Genomic DNA, 14,692 nt, shown 5'->3' on the forward strand with positions numbered 1-14,692 from the left:
AGAACGAGTCAACTAGTTATCTACTTTTATTTTAGAAATTCTTTCATGAATTTATCGTATCCACTTCTCTTGTTAGCAATTGTTTAAATAAACCTCTTTCTTTAGACAACTCACTATATTCACCGTTCTGTAAAATTTCACCTTTCTCTAATACGATGACTTGATCGGCATTCCTTATGGTGCTTAAACGGTGTGCAATGACAATGATGGTCATGCGGCCCTGTAAAGTTTCGATAGCTTTTTGAATTTTGGCTTCAGTGTCGTTATCAAGGGCGCTGGTAGCTTCATCCAAAACCAGAATCGATGGTTTACGTAATATAGCCCTTGCTAGAACTAGTCTCTGTCTTTCTCCCCCGGATAACCTAATGCCTCTATCCCCAATTACCGTATCTATATTTTGAGGCAATTTAATCACAAAATCAGCTGCGGCAGAAAATTCCAATGCTTCCCATATTTGTTGGTCGCTTGCCTTCGGATCGACTAAAAGCAAATTCTCCTTTATACTTCCATTGAATAAAAATGGATCTTGGGAAACATAACTAATCGATTTCCTTAAACCGATTAAATCTTTTCTAGAAAGTTTTTTACCATCAACTATAATCTCTCCCACATCAGGGAGCATGAGGCCCATTATTAGATCGATTAATGTGCTTTTACCTGCCCCGGATGGACCAACGATAGCCGTCAACCTATTAGCGGGTATTGCTATATTGATATTTTGCAGAGTATAGTCTGCTTCAGTTTTGTTATAACGAAAAAAAAGATCATGACATTCCAGTTTTTGTTCGATGACAATTGGCATGATATTCTCAAGACTATAAGCCTCTTTGTAGCCTTTCGCTTCACCTTCTATTTTCATAATGGATTTGAAAGCTGGTAAAGTTGAAGAAATATTTTCCATATTGCTTTGTATGGCTGTAAATCTAGGCCATAACCTTGAAAAAATAAGGATAATGAGTAAAAGTTCTTCCTGTTGAGCAGCAAAAAGTGTAATGGATAAAAAAACGAAAGATGCAATTAATAAGGCAGATGATACTTTATATGATAATTGAGATTTTGTGTTTAATTTAATATACTCAACTTGCTCGTCATTCATTTCTTTCGTTAAAGAACTGATCCAATTTACATGTGATTTCTCTAAATGATAGCTTTTTATATCCTTAATTCCATTTAACTGATCGGTAACGCTGGCTAAATATCTTAGTGCTAATTGAGACGTCCTACTTCCTAATGACTTAGCTTTTCGGATGAATTTCCTTGAAAATAAGGCCAGGACCAAACCAGCAACCAAAACGAATATTGTAATTTTCGGAGCTAACCAAAACGCCACACAAATTTGAATGAAAGTAAAGATCACTGAGGCTAATAATTGTAAGATTAAATTAATTCCTGCACTAACTCGTGCTAAATCGTTTGTCATGATATTTATTAAATCCGATTTCCGTGTTTTAATAAAGAACTCCCAGTTGGCATGTAATAATGACTGATACAATTGAATCCTTAAATGACTTATATATGCTTGCTGCATTCTCACATCACGTATTGTAAGATTTCGTTGCAGGATGTTTTGGAGAATCACTAAAACAATATAAAAACCTAAAATAATTGATAGACTTATCATTTTAGGTATCTCGACTATCCATGAGAGCGTGGAAGGAAGATTATTTGATAGATCTATATCTATAATTCCACTAACACTTATCATCGGTACTAATAAAAGAATGCCTACACTGTCCAATAAGCTAACAATGACCATTCCTAGCATATTGATAAAAAGTATTTTCCCTGTGAAAGTGTATAGCCTTTTGAAAAAGAACCACAGCTGTTTCATCTTATCCTCCTATGACATTTCGTATTCTCGTTTTTCTCCAAAACCATAATAAAGGCCTCAAAGGAAAATATAAAAAATGGAACTTTTGAGGCAACGGCAAGGTTTTTGTATCCTCAAAATAAGGATGAAGAAAACTGAGGATGAATAACAGTTTATTCTGAAATGACATGAGTGAAAATAGATGCTTTTTATGATAACTAGCAATCTCTTCAGATAGTGGTTCATCATGAAGGTTAATGAATCGTTTAATATAAAATAGTGCTTCTTGTGCCAATCGATTGGAACGGTATTTTAATGTAAGATCGTTTACTTCCTTGTATATCGGTGTATTTAACAATTGGGAAGTCAGGACTAATGTTTGACCTGCAACATGCATATATTGATATTTTTTTAGCAGACTAATGATTTTATCCCAATCCAATTTTTTTTGGCAAAGTCGGTCGATATCCACTAGCCAGCGAAGGCGTGACCATCCATGACGTGCCCCATGTGAAGTTAGAAATAAAAAGAGATCCTCATTACCTAAACAATATATCGGATATGAAGTAGTTAGTGAGCTAACCCTTTTTCTTAGCCATAATTCATTAAAAGTTGGTTCCTTGGCTGGACCTGGGTTTAAACGCCAATGAATTTCAAGTTTAATCTCTTTCTCGGTATGAAAATAGACAAAATGATGATGGCGCCACTTCCAATCATTTAATACGGTTTGTATATATTCATCTTTTACATATCCCATTTGAATTAAAAGGGACTCGATCTTTTCTAGATCATCGATGTTAACCAAAATATCAACATCACTTGACGTCCTTTGGGATATACCTCCATATAAGTCAGCTGCCAGTATAGGTCCTTTTAAAAAAAGCGTGGAAATTTCATTTTCAAAAACAACTCGGGAAATTCTTTCGATTTCCCCACTTAGCTTTAACATTTTAAAGGTGTTTTTTTGATAATCGTAGTACATCGATTGAGTTATAGGTGCAGGAATATAATTTGCGGATTTTAGTTTTGGATAAATAAGTGGGTAAACCCGATGATGCCTGGCTAGTTTCAAGAACAAATTCCAATCAAGGTTTTGTTCTACATTAAATGGAGACTGCTTGTTTGTTTCACTTTTCAGACAATCCAATAAAAACTTTAATTCATTAGATATGCTTGAAGAATCGAAATTGGTTTTGTCATTCATTTAATTCCCTCTTTTTAAGCTTTTTTTGTTTTAGCGAATTTCCCGACAACAATGAATTTACCCATTTCTTCTGCGCCCGTTACATAATACGGACCACTCCGCAACCAAGCATGAGCAATCAAATCACCTTTTTCATCTCTTGCCGTGCCAAAGTAAACTGTACTTTCCATTCCTCTTCTTTCAAGCATTTTCATTCCAGCTACCGCCTTAACTAAACATTGGCTCTCCCAGAATGTATAACGGCTCATGATATGTATGGCATCTGAAATGTTCTTGATTACTTCTTTATCTAAATATTTTATAGAATAGCTGGTTTCTTCCATGTGGTTTCCCAGTAATCGGGCACTCTTAATAAATGGAAACAATTTAAAAATACGGCCCACTGCTAAAAAAAATAAAGCTTCAAACAATAACCCCTTCATGCTCCTATTGAATGATATGAACGTGTTAATTTTTTTATAAAGATTCATATTTTGCCCCTATATAAACTGGAATATAAATGCTTAAATTTCAGCTGGTAAGATAATTAACCCCTCATTATATAAATCACTTAAAAACGATAACACTTCTTCTTCGCATTCTTGTTGACTGACGTCATACTGTGAAATCAATTTATCTAGTAAGTCACTAATTATAATTGGTTTTTCAATTAAACTCCAAATTTCCCCACCTAGAACTCCCAGATTATAATAATTCCCTTTTTCAATGCTAAGCATGACCAATTCCCCATCCATATCACTAACAATATTTCCCTGACTTTGAGTAATTACTTTATTTTTTGATAGAACTGATGCGTTAATCATTTATTTTCTCTCCTTTAATTACACTTAGAACCGTGGTTACAATTTCGTGGGCTGTGAATGTTGAGGTTGGACGACTTAATCGATAAATCGGCACGGAATTCATACACTTTGCACAAATCTTGAAATGCCAATCCATCATATGCATTCTTTCAATTAGAGATCGTCTATAGGTATGTTCGTGCATTACTTGAAATCGATGAAGCTTTTCAATAGTTTGAAGTTCAATCGATTCTATATCAGCTCCAACTAATTCGAATATCCCTCCAAGTGGCAAAGGTTTGTTATAGAAGTCTGCTTGCACTGGTATCGAAAATTTTGTCGTCCTATCGAATAAAGGTTGGTAATCAGTTGAATTCAATCCAAAAGCGTTTAAACTTTCCTGCCATAACTTTTGTTGAGGGTATGAGGGGTTAACCCATGGCTGGTTTTCCTCCATTAGAGATATTGCCACTACATCATCACTTAAAAGTTTATACCCCTTGTTTACGAAAGAGGAAGCTAGAGTAGATTTGCCAGCTCCTGATTCACCAATAAAAGCATATGCTTTTCCTTCAATCGCTATTGCACTTCCATGCAGTGGCAATACCTTTCTTTGCATCAACAAAATTCCTAAACAGCTTCCTAAAATATAAAGCCGAATCTTATCATCGTTATCACTGTCGTAAATTGTAAACGTAATGGTTTTCCCATCTTCTATTGAAAAAACAGCTACTCCCGGCACTTCGAACATTACGCGATTTCCTTCAACGACAAAACTTGTACGAATTAAAGGATTTATGTTTGACCAAACATTTGATAAATCTTTCTTTTTAATCGTAATATCTGCTTCCTTTTCAATATCTGTCAATTTCTCTAACTCAGGAAGAGGAAGTACACTTTCTGCAATTAACCCAAATGTGGTATACGTATATGTTTTTTCCGTGCTTAGCATTCTTCTTCACTCCAAACATATCATCACTGTTTCCAAAAGAAACCCTTACACTTACACGGTGTAAGGGCATAAATCCTTTTAAATGAAATTTAACTGAATTTTACCGGATCATCCGGATCTGGTTGAATCGCATCAGGAAGTCTCCTTCCTGGTCCAGCCATTGTTAAATTAACATTAAGTATTTCTAATTTTGGTTTTTCCCATTCTTTTTTCATCGTTTCACCTCCCTTCAAAAATGTTTTTTTATAAATCGTGACACGATTATGCTGCGCATTAAAATTCTGAAATCATCATCAAACACTTTTTCTGGAAGAGGGTTTTGTTCGACGCTAATAAGTGCTTTTCTAACTTCCTCCAAATTTAAAAATTCAGACATGACTTCATCTTTACTAACACTATGCATTTCATCTATAAATGAACTCCATGATGATGCCATCCTATGAATTCCATCTGAGCCTTGTATTCCGCGCGTTTTATTATTCAGCCTAACATTATCAGGCAGAAACCCCTTAGTGGCCCTTCTTATTAAGGAGCGATCCTGACCATTTAATACATATTGTGATTCTGGAACTGAATTGCAAAATTGGATGATACGCAGATCGTTAGTTGGATCACGTTCAGCTATAGAATGTCTTAAGGATAGCTTGGTGGAAATATTCCCATTGATATTCCAATAGTATAATTGTTCAAATTGAGTTCTTTTCATAGTAAAAACATTTTGTCTAATGGTACCTTTAACATCAATGTTATGTTCTTCTAATTTGGTGAATACTTTCGTTCTTCTTGCGAATTCAGGGTTTATTAACATTGGATAAGGTTCTCCTGCTGATGATGGGAAGGCTTTTTTTCTTACCTCTGTCATAACTCTTGATTTGTTCACTCCATGATTTTCACTGAATGAATGTAATTCTTTGTAAAAGTGAACCAGTTTAAACTGCTTTAATAAACTAGCTTGATAGTCTAAAGCATGTCCCCATGATATGGTCCAATTACCTCTTTGACCATTTAGTAGCACCCTGATATTTTCTTGTGCAGCTTTTTCATAAATTCCTTTTAACCAAAAACTATTTTCATAATATTTATAAGGCATTTCTAGCACTTCAAGCCAATCATCCACCTCTGATAAAGGGCTTTTATCTTTAAAATCCAAATAGTGATCCCTGATATTTCCTACATGTTCAACAGTAGAAGAAATAAAAGGCCTTTCATCAGCTACTCTGCTTTTAGGAGTCCAATCGACAAAATCCTCAACTGGTACATAGCTGTATGTATATAACTGTTTTTTTTGCTCATCTAAAGCCCTGGCTGCAAAGCTAACGACGGATCCAGAGTCCAGTCCTCCACTTAAATGTGAACCAATATTAAATGTGGTCCTTAATTTGGATCTCACTACTTTATCGAAAACTTCTCTGAAAGCTTCCTCATATTCTTCATTAGTCTTTAACTTTAGCTTCACTTCGTTTTTAATAAAGGAATAACGTGAAAACTTTATATTTCCATCAATGATCGTTATTGAATGTGAAGGGGGTATCTGTTTAATGTTTTGATAAACTGTTGAAGAGGAATCTACTGATTCCACATTAATGGGAATGGCCAAAAACTCCGATAACCACTCCTCATTCAATCTCTTTTCTATATATGGCAAATTAAGCAACGGTTCAACCGTAGTACAAAATGCTAATTTATCTTGATTTATAAAAAAATAAAGAGTGCGACTTCCTGAAAAGTCACGAGCTCCAAACAATTTGCGTTGTTTTTGATCCCAAATCATGAAAGCAAATTCACCAACCAAATACTTTGGTGTTTCCTCTTCCCACTTATAATAGGCAAGCAGAATCAATTGGCTATCCGTCATATTCAGTCGGTCAGAATTCTTAACCTGTAATCGTTCAAATAATTCTTCCCGATTATCAATGATTGCGTCGGAGGTAATGGCAAGCTGTCTGGCATAATCATAAAATGGCAGAGTTTCATTCACCGATTCAGGGGTAATCCATTGATTATGGCAGCCAAATAGGACTCTCTCATCATTCCATATTTGAATGCTGTCTGCCGGAAATTTATGTAATGATTTCATTAATATATCCCCATGATGGAGATTGATTGGTTCTTGGTTTAAATGATAGAGGCCAGCGATTGCACTCATATTTTTCCTCCTGCCGGTGAATGTTCAAGATAAAATACATCATATGATATGTACTTAAAAAAGAACTTCCCAAACCATAATTCTTGTAAGCTTTCATTATTCGTTCTTTATAAAGAACGCCTATGTATAAAGTACCACCTACGTTAATCAACTGTCAATATACAACAAATATATTTTACGAATATTTTGATTTTCCTTTTTTATTGACATTTATTTTATTTCTCGGAAATCATCTTTTAATACTATATTGAACGCGGAACATCATAAAGGAAACAACATTAACATTTTTTAATAAATTGAGGTTTTTCATGAAATTTTATCCATAATATGAATATACTAATCTATAAGGGGAGTGATTCAGATAGCTTTTTTAAATGCCTTCAATAATTTTAAAAATGGGAAAAAGTCTAAGAAAATAAAGAACATGGATTTTAGGGAACAGCATGTCAATAAATCGTCTGAGCTCATTGGAAACAATGAAATTGTCCAAAATATAATTAACAATCACCTTTCCAAAAAAAATAACCACTTGTAGGGTGGTTTTTTTAATTATTATGGGAAATGGTTTCATTCTTTTCCAACTTCTCGCTCGCTTCGTAAATATAGTTATATTGTAAATAGTAATCGTAAATGACGTTTTGCAGGATTTTTAGCATTGATTTATCGAATGTATCGAATTCAGTTTGATAACTATTTAAGACAGTGACGAATTTCCCGTCCATGTTTTCGAAATAAAAAAGAAGGAAATTCTTGTAATACTCACTATCGCTGTTACTTTTATTCGTAATGCACGGATCGCCGGTTTGAATCGACTTATCAAGAATCGTTTTGATGGATTTAGGCAGCTTTGCTTTTTTGAACTGGTTCAGGGTATAGATATCATAGGTAAAGGAAAGTCCTAATTGATCGGAATAAAAATCCACGGCACAGTCCAATGTATAGACTAAGGGTGCTTTAAAATCCTTGCTGTTGGCAATTTCCTCTGATATCTCCAATTGAAATTCCTCGGATGTTAAATACGCAGCAAATTTCATTTTTGAACTGCTCATGCTGAATACTTCATAAACGGCTGCATCTTGTTTTTCAATTTCAATTTCGATATTAAAAAATTTAAAGTGTTTTAAACGGTAAAAAGCAATCGGTGCTAATAGGAAAAGCAATATCCAAACTAGGTAAAGAAATAACGTGTTAAAGATGATTTGATAAAATTCAGATGTTACGATCGGTTCGATGATTAACGATATCAATGTATGTTCAAAGCCTTGAGAAACAGGGGGGGCAGGTACAACGGTTTCCTCTGGCTTTTTCAAAGTTTGGATACCTAAATGAGCCATCGCAACTAGCGTATAAACAAAAATTAAAATTGTTCCAATCACATAAAATTTCGGCATGAATCCAATAATCCTGTCGAAAACAGAAATCCGTTTATCTTTCTGCTCCTCTATAGCCAATGTGGTTGCTCCTTTTAAGATTATTAATATCAGGAAAAGTCTACAGGGACTTAGAACTTCCTGGAGACTGCCTATTAAATTTATATGTTTGCTATTATGTTAAAATACGTAAAATTCGTTTAATCATTGACATATTCCAAATTACTTTCGACGTTTTCATTAAAATTAATAATATTTCGTCGTTAAAAATGCCCAACCTCTTCATTGAAAATGAAAGGATGAGCAAATGTTTAAGGTTTTATTTAGGACGGCCCTTTATCGCAAATTCTTCGACCTTCCTTAAAAACAACTCCATGGCTTTTGATGCTTCGAAGTCCAACTTTTTCACGATCGAAAAAGGTCTTATAATGGGCTCATTTTTCAAATGGAAGGTTTTCAATTCATTGGACTTCAATTCTTTTTGTACAGTCAATCGAGATAAAAGGGCAATGCCAAGCCCAGCCATCACCGCTTCTTTCACTCCTTGGATACTGGTGAAAATAAAGGTTTTCTTTATGTCTAACTCCAGACTGCTGAGAAGTTTATCGGAATATGTACGGGTTCCCGATCCTTGCTCCCTTAGTACCCATGTTTGGTTTTGGAGCAAGGTGCCCTCGATGAGATCCATCTGTGAAAGTGGATGATCAGGGGGGACGACAACTATCATCTCGTCATTCATGAATGGTCTGACATCTATATCTTTATAATCCGTTTCACCTTCAATCAAGCCGATATCAAGCTTATTCGAACGTATTCCTTGAATGACATCATTTGAATTCGAGATGATGATTTGTATGTCCACCATCGGATATTGAGCCGCAAATTCTGCCAATACTTTTGGAAGGTAATATTCTCCTATCGTGAAGCTTGCACCTATTTTCATCGTTCCGCTAACCACGTTATTAAATTCATTTATTTCTCTTTTTGCTGTCTCATAATGATTAAGCATTTGCTTTGCATGTCTATACAAAATTTTTCCCGGCTCTGTTATTTGAACTTGTTTGGGAGAACGATAAATTAATTTCGTTCCTAACTCATTTTCCAGATTCCTTATGTGAAGACTGACTCCTGGCTGCGACAGGTTCAGAATGTCCCCTGCTCTTGAAAAGTTTTTCTGTTCGATTACGGTTACGAATACTTTTAATGGATCCATGGTTACCTCCCTATTTACCTATGCGTTTCATTTTATCATAAGTAGAAGTAATCATTGAAATAGCAAAAATATATTTCACTTATTTTTAATTAAGCTTTAAAGTTAAGGCATCAACATAGATGGAGTGATCACACTGGAACAAACAAAGGTTATAACTAAAAAACTTGGATTTACAAAAGGAATAGCATTGACTTTGCTAATTGCCATTGCAGCAAAATACTTAGCAGAGCTTCCATTCCTTCATATAATGGGACAGTTAGTCATTGCGATACTGATTGGTGTTGTTTGGAAATCGCTAATTGGCGTCCCAGCCTACGCCGTTGCAGGGACAAATTATTCAAGTAAAGTCCTTTTGAGAGTGGGCATTATCTTATTGGGCATGCGCTTGAACCTAAAGGATATTTTTAATGCCGGTCCGAAAACATTTGCAGTTGGTGCCATTAGTCTTGCATTTGGTATATTAGTAGTTTATGGATTGACCCGCCTATTTAAAGTTGAGAAAAAACTTGGCATATTGACAGCTTGCGGAACGGGAATTTGCGGAGCTGCTGCCATCCTGGCAATTTCCTCGCAAATAAAAGCAAAGGAAAAAGATACAGCAATAGCTGTAGCGACGGTTGCTGTTTTAGGCACAACCTTCACTTTCGGATATACGATCCTATATCCATTATTGCAGTTATCCGATCAAGGATATGGTATTTTTTCGGGTGCGACACTCCATGAAATTGCTCATGTCATCGCTGCAGCAGCTCCAGGGGGAAATGAGGCAGTCGACTTGGCAGTGGTGGTCAAATTGACAAGGGTGGCACTGCTCATTCCCGTTGCCATTTTAATTGGGTTCATCATGAATTGGAAAGACCGATCAACAGTTACCGGAAAGAAATTTTCCTGGAATTCCATTCAGATACCGTGGTTCATTTTTGGATTTTTAATAATGAGTGCCATTTACTCTACTGGTGCAGTTCCTGAACCTTTAGCTGATAAACTTGTTATGCTTTCCTATATCCTCATGGCTATGGCCATGGCAGGACTAGGATTGAATATTGACCTTGTAACTTTTAAAAAATATGGAGGTAAACCTTTTTTAGCTGGACTGATCGGCTCTATCTTATTGACATGCCTCGGGTATGTATTGGTGCAGGCATTCCATTTAAATTAACTTTTCAAAAAAACAAGCATCCCTTAATCGGCATGCTTGTTTTTTTCTATTGGATGCGGAACATTGGCACCATAAAAAATTTCATCCATCTCCGTTTGAAGCCTTTCTATAATTTCTTGCCTTTCCTCTTTATTCAGCTTTTCCTCTGTATAACCGAATAAGTAATTATTAATATCAAATCTTTTCAGCTTACATTTTGTATGGAATATATTTTCCTGGTATACATTCACATCAATCATGTCATATAAACCCTTTACTTCATCAGGAATATAGTTTTGAATGGAATTAATATCATGGTCAATAAACAATTTCCGCCCATCTTTATCTCTCGTAAAGCCTCTCACTCGGTAATCGATCGTGATAATGTCGGTATCGAAGGAATGAATGAGATAATTAAGGGCTTTAAGAGGTGATATTTCTCCACAAGTAGAGACATCAATATCGGCCCTGAATGTGCTAATGCCTTCATTTGGGTGGTATTCAGGGTATGTATGTACGGTAATATGGCTTTTATCCAGTTGCATGACCACATTATCAGGTAAAGGTCCTGGTGATTCCTCATAAGTCCCCATAGGTACTTCGACGACAGGTCCTTCTGAAACAAGAATGGTTACACTGGCGCCTTGAGGGACATAATCCTGTTTGGCCGTATTTAAGACATGCGCCCCTATTAAATCCGCAACATTGTGCAAGATCTTCGAAAGCCGCTCTGCATTATATTGTTCATCGATATAATCCAGGTAGGCCTCCCTCTCTTCCCTGGTTTTTGTGTAACAAATATCATACATATTAAAGCTTAAAGATTTCGTAAGATTATTAAAGCCATGAAGTTCAATACGCTGCTCTGGTGTAAGTTTCATGATTGATTCCCCTTATATTTTTTTAGCACTATCCTTATAGTTACCCTTTTTCTGAAATAAAAAACTAAGCAGACAGGGCTCAACTTCCATCTTCTAAAAGGAAAAAGTTATTTTCTGGTATATAAACCTGATAAAAAGAGCCATTGCATCAGCATTGGCTCTGAGTCTGTAGACAACCGTTAAAATGATTTTGCCTATAGTTTCTTTATGGCTTACATTTTGAACGTTGATTTCCGTTCCAGGCACTCGCTTTCCGCTGGCGGTCCGGGAGCCTCCTCGGCTTGTGCCTGCTGGGTCTCCCCTAGACGCGCTTTTCCCGCAGGAGTCTCGCACACCCGCTCCAATCAACTTTGTTATAAAATATAGATAGAAAACATACCTGAGAGTTGAAGGCGTTGCTTCAAATCAGTTGTTTTGGAAACATCACTTGAGGAAAGATTCTATTAAACGAAGAAATCACACCTGCTTTCCCCCTATACACGTTCTCGCACAAAAGAAGGATTCTTTCGCATCAAAAATGACTTTGTTTACGATAAACACTTTAATTGTTAATGTTACCTTTGCCCCTTCGGACGAAATTTTTAATTACTCAACAATTAAAGAAGGTTATCGCGAGTATCGCCAAAACAAATTAGTGCAACATGCTCATCTTTATCACGATGTACAGAAAGCAAAGACCATCAAAAGGTAGTGACACGGCATCTGGCAAGCTTATTAGAAGAAGCAGATTATCTGCGGGAATCATCAAGATGTAAAACCTATATATGCGAAACGCAAAGTAACGAGCGTGTTTTCGCAGATGCAACAGAAAACCAAAGGGAATTTTAAAAGGGGTTCGGAATTTTTTTATTCCGAACCCCTTTTGCCTAGAAATTGAGAGCCGTTTCATCAGCATTGGCTCTTTTATTGTCTTGATTTTGTTCTATGCAGTATGAATTTTTTTCTTTTTTATCGGTGAAAGAATTCGTTCCAGCCATCCGAGTATAAGATCTGAGAGAATGGCCATCATTGCCGTCGGGATTGCTCCTGCAAGTATGATTGCCGTTCCATTTGAAGCATTCGTTCCCCTGACAATGATATCCCCCAGTCCGCCTGCCCCTACGAATGTACCGACAGCAGTTACTCCAATTGCAACGACAAGCGCTGTACGTAAGCCAGCCATGATGACAGACAGAGATAATGGCAGTTCGACCATTCTTAGTAACTGCAGCTTCGTCATCCCCATTGCCTTTCCAGATTCTAAATAAGCATGATCTATACTTGTAATACCGACATAAGTGTTCCTCAGGATCGGCAGTAAGGAATATAAAAACAATGATAAGATTACTGTATTTGTTCCTAACCCCATTACTAGCATCAAGAGTGCGAGCATAGCCAATGCTGGTGTGGTTTGTATGACATTCGTTATCGAAAATACCCAATTACTCAATTTCTTATGTTTAGCGATGAAAATGCCTATCGGGATGGCTACAATTGCTGCAAATAAAACCCCATATGCTGACATTAAAAAATGGCGATAAAATTCAGTAAGTACATACATCCAATTCTGTGAATAATAAGTTCCCAGCTGTTGCAAGGTTTCCATTAGTTTGCACCTCCCATTTATTCAAAATATTTATGTGCTTTAAGGAATTCTGAAGCTACGACCGATGGCTCCTTCAAGTTCCCATCAACTTCATAGTTCAGTTCCTGCATGGTTTCAGTAGTGATTTCGCCAATTAACTTATTAAGTTCATCTTCAATCTCAGGATATCGTTCCAATAATTCTTCGGTAACGACCGGTGAACAGTCATATGGTGGGAAATATTGTTTATCGTCTTCTAAAAGCTTCAAATCATTAACCTTAATCCGTCCGTCTGATGAGTATGCAAGAACAATATCCATCTGTCCATTTTTGACTGCATCGTATACCAGGCCAATCTGCATCGGATAAGTTTCCCCAAATTCCAATCCATATGTATCGACGAACCCTCTATAACCATCCCCTTTTCTTTTCAGCCAAGCACTATCTACACCTAACCTTAAATGATCTGCATCCTTTTCCAAATCAGATATTTTCTGATACCCTTTTTCCTCAGCCAATTCATTTGAAATCGTAAAGGCATACGTGTTATCGAACCCATAGGAATCAAAAAATTTGAACCCATATTGTTCTTTGAATTCCCTTTGAACAATTTCCATCGCCTTTACTGGATCCTTTTCGATTTCCTGTCCCAGGACACTCGTTAAATCCGTCCCTGTATATCGAGTTGCGGCAATGTCTATATCACCGGTCTCCATCGCTTTTTGCTGAACGAAATTGGAACCTAGATTTTTGATGATTTTCGTATCAAGTTCCGTATTCCTTTCAAGGAGTTGAGCAATCATGTTCGCAAGAATTTCGGATTCGGTCATGCTTTGGGCACCGATCTTGACAGTAGATTCAGAAGATGACCCTAAACCAGGTAAAGAACAACCGGTGATCATTAATGAACAAACTAAAAGGGCCATTAAAATTGTACGTCTCATTTTTTTATACATGGTAATCCTCCTCAAGCAACTTCCTTCATACCTTTCAATCCTTTTGGAACGACTTTTCGTTCAATGATCGAGAATACATAATCCACAAGGATAGCCATGATGATTACCGGAACTGCACCTGCGATGATATATTCTGTTTGGTATAAATTCAAACCGATAAAAATGTAATCTCCAAGTCCTCCGCCTCCAATAAAAGAAGCCAAGGTGGCCCACCCGATTAAATAGACGGAAGCCGTACGGATACCAGCCATAATGACTGAAAGTGCCAGCGGGAATTCTACCAGACGAATTCTCTCCCAGCTTGTCATTCCGATGCCGCGGCCGGATTCCAGCAGATTTTCATTCACGCCTTTAATGCCTGTGTATGTATTCCTGAGTATGGGTAAAACAGAGTAGAAAAATAACGCAATTATTGCGGGTGTTTTCCCAACGCCGAGGAAAGGAATGAAAAAGGCCAGGACTGCAAGGCTCGGCAGTGTCTGCATTATGTTTGCAATTCCGATTATTATCGAAGCGCTCCTTTTCATTCGGGTCAACATGATCCCTAATGGTACAGCAACTATTATTCCGAGGAAAACAGCGATCATGGATATATATAAGTGCTCCCATGCCTTATAAATCAATTCTTGCCAGTTCGTTTGTAAAAAATTGAGCAAAGCTTCCATCTGATTCACCT

Annotated in this window: 14 protein-coding genes; 1 reads left to right on the top strand and 13 read right to left on the bottom strand. The window is 36.6% G+C overall.

Annotated elements, in window-relative coordinates:
* Positions 1-43 precede the first annotated feature (43 nt).
* The 9 genes from ABOA58_RS14050 to ABOA58_RS14090 form a co-directional block, all read right to left on the bottom strand.
* On the bottom strand, positions 44-1,831 hold the full coding sequence (locus ABOA58_RS14050; protein WP_350298881.1) for an ABC transporter ATP-binding protein: 1,788 nt from the start codon (positions 1,829-1,831) through the stop codon (positions 44-46).
* Position 1,832: 1 nt separating this feature from the next.
* Positions 1,833-3,014: a nucleotidyltransferase domain-containing protein gene (locus tag ABOA58_RS14055; protein WP_350298882.1), complete on the bottom strand. Its 1,182-nt coding sequence runs from the start codon at positions 3,012-3,014 to the stop codon at positions 1,833-1,835.
* 14 nt (positions 3,015-3,028) lie between these two features.
* Positions 3,029-3,484: a lasso peptide biosynthesis B2 protein gene (locus ABOA58_RS14060; RefSeq protein ID WP_350298883.1), complete on the bottom strand. Its 456-nt coding sequence runs from the start codon at positions 3,482-3,484 to the stop codon at positions 3,029-3,031.
* A 33-nt stretch (positions 3,485-3,517) separates the two neighbouring features.
* Positions 3,518-3,817: a lasso peptide biosynthesis PqqD family chaperone gene (locus ABOA58_RS14065; RefSeq protein ID WP_350298884.1), complete on the bottom strand. Its 300-nt coding sequence runs from the start codon at positions 3,815-3,817 to the stop codon at positions 3,518-3,520.
* Positions 3,810-4,748 (bottom strand): aldolase, encoded by a 939-nt coding sequence (locus ABOA58_RS14070; protein ID WP_350298885.1) that lies wholly within the window; start codon positions 4,746-4,748, stop codon positions 3,810-3,812. The genes ABOA58_RS14065 and ABOA58_RS14070 overlap by 8 nt, the downstream gene beginning before the upstream one ends.
* A gap of 89 nt (positions 4,749-4,837) precedes the next feature.
* Positions 4,838-4,963: a paeninodin family lasso peptide gene (locus ABOA58_RS14075; protein WP_133346496.1), complete on the bottom strand. Its 126-nt coding sequence runs from the start codon at positions 4,961-4,963 to the stop codon at positions 4,838-4,840.
* A gap of 14 nt (positions 4,964-4,977) precedes the next feature.
* Positions 4,978-6,894 carry an asparagine synthase-related protein gene (locus ABOA58_RS14080; RefSeq protein ID WP_350298886.1) on the bottom strand — a complete coding sequence of 639 codons (1,917 nt, stop codon included), beginning with the start codon at positions 6,892-6,894 and terminating at the stop codon, positions 4,978-4,980.
* Positions 6,895-7,439: 545 nt separating this feature from the next.
* Positions 7,440-8,345 (bottom strand): hypothetical protein, encoded by a 906-nt coding sequence (locus tag ABOA58_RS14085; RefSeq protein WP_350298887.1) that lies wholly within the window; start codon positions 8,343-8,345, stop codon positions 7,440-7,442.
* Between the two features lie 238 nt (positions 8,346-8,583).
* Complete coding sequence (locus ABOA58_RS14090; RefSeq protein ID WP_350298888.1) at positions 8,584-9,477, bottom strand: selenium metabolism-associated LysR family transcriptional regulator; 894 nt, start codon at positions 9,475-9,477, stop codon at positions 8,584-8,586.
* Positions 9,478-9,610: 133 nt separating this feature from the next.
* Between ABOA58_RS14090 and ABOA58_RS14095 the strand changes: the two genes are divergently transcribed.
* Positions 9,611-10,636, top strand: a complete 1,026-nt coding sequence (locus ABOA58_RS14095; protein WP_350302874.1) for a YeiH family protein — start codon at positions 9,611-9,613, stop codon at positions 10,634-10,636.
* A gap of 23 nt (positions 10,637-10,659) precedes the next feature.
* Here the strand turns inward: ABOA58_RS14095 and speD are convergent, their stop codons facing one another.
* From speD to ABOA58_RS14115, 4 genes are all read right to left on the bottom strand, one after another.
* Complete coding sequence (gene speD / locus ABOA58_RS14100; protein ID WP_095391141.1) at positions 10,660-11,496, bottom strand: adenosylmethionine decarboxylase; 837 nt, start codon at positions 11,494-11,496, stop codon at positions 10,660-10,662.
* Positions 11,497-12,418: 922 nt separating this feature from the next.
* Complete coding sequence (locus tag ABOA58_RS14105) at positions 12,419-13,081, bottom strand: ABC transporter permease (RefSeq protein ID WP_350298889.1); 663 nt, start codon at positions 13,079-13,081, stop codon at positions 12,419-12,421.
* Between the two features lie 17 nt (positions 13,082-13,098).
* Positions 13,099-14,016: an osmoprotectant ABC transporter substrate-binding protein gene (locus ABOA58_RS14110; RefSeq protein ID WP_350298890.1), complete on the bottom strand. Its 918-nt coding sequence runs from the start codon at positions 14,014-14,016 to the stop codon at positions 13,099-13,101.
* A gap of 11 nt (positions 14,017-14,027) precedes the next feature.
* Positions 14,028-14,681 (bottom strand): ABC transporter permease, encoded by a 654-nt coding sequence (locus ABOA58_RS14115; protein WP_133346510.1) that lies wholly within the window; start codon positions 14,679-14,681, stop codon positions 14,028-14,030.
* Positions 14,682-14,692 lie beyond the last annotated feature (11 nt).

Origin of the sequence: Peribacillus frigoritolerans, assembly GCF_040250305.1 — a bacterium.
GTDB lineage: Bacteria > Bacillota > Bacilli > Bacillales > DSM-1321 > Peribacillus.